This is a genomic window from Algoriphagus sp. A40 (genome assembly GCF_002002735.1).
Lineage (GTDB): Bacteria > Bacteroidota > Bacteroidia > Cytophagales > Cyclobacteriaceae > Algoriphagus.
The window spans coordinates 1-445 of record NZ_MUNY01000009.1; the positions used below are offsets into that span (position 1 = coordinate 1).

Below are 445 nucleotides of genomic sequence, written 5' to 3' on the forward strand. Positions count from 1 at the left end.
CCAATGGACCGTTCACCGCCGCAATGCCCGCAATCTTGTCGTCTGTCACACTGAATGGTCCGGCCAGGGTCACGTTGCCGCTGTTGGTGATCACGTAGCGGTATGCCACCACGTCACCTACCGCAGCGTACGGATCACCCGATACCACCTGCTTGTCCAAGGTCAACGCTCTGGTCTGGGTCGCATCCACGGTCTCGGTATCGGTATTCGAGGTCACCCCGTTGCCGCTCGCGCTGGCCACGTTGGTCACACTGCCGTTGTTCAGATCCGTCTGGGTAATCGTATAGCTGCCTGTCGCAGTCACGCTGCCGCCCGGTACCAATGGACCGTTCACCGCCGCAATGCCCGCAATCTTGTCGTCTGTCACACTGAATGGTCCGGCCAGGGTCACGTTGCCGCTGTTGGTGATCACGTAGCGGTATGCCACCACGTCACCTACCGCAGC

General features: G+C 60.7%; 1 protein-coding gene. It reads right to left on the reverse strand.

Annotated features, from left to right (window positions below):
• The coding region (locus B0E43_RS23275; protein WP_139352611.1) for a hypothetical protein at window positions 1-445 on the reverse strand (445 nt) is incomplete at both ends.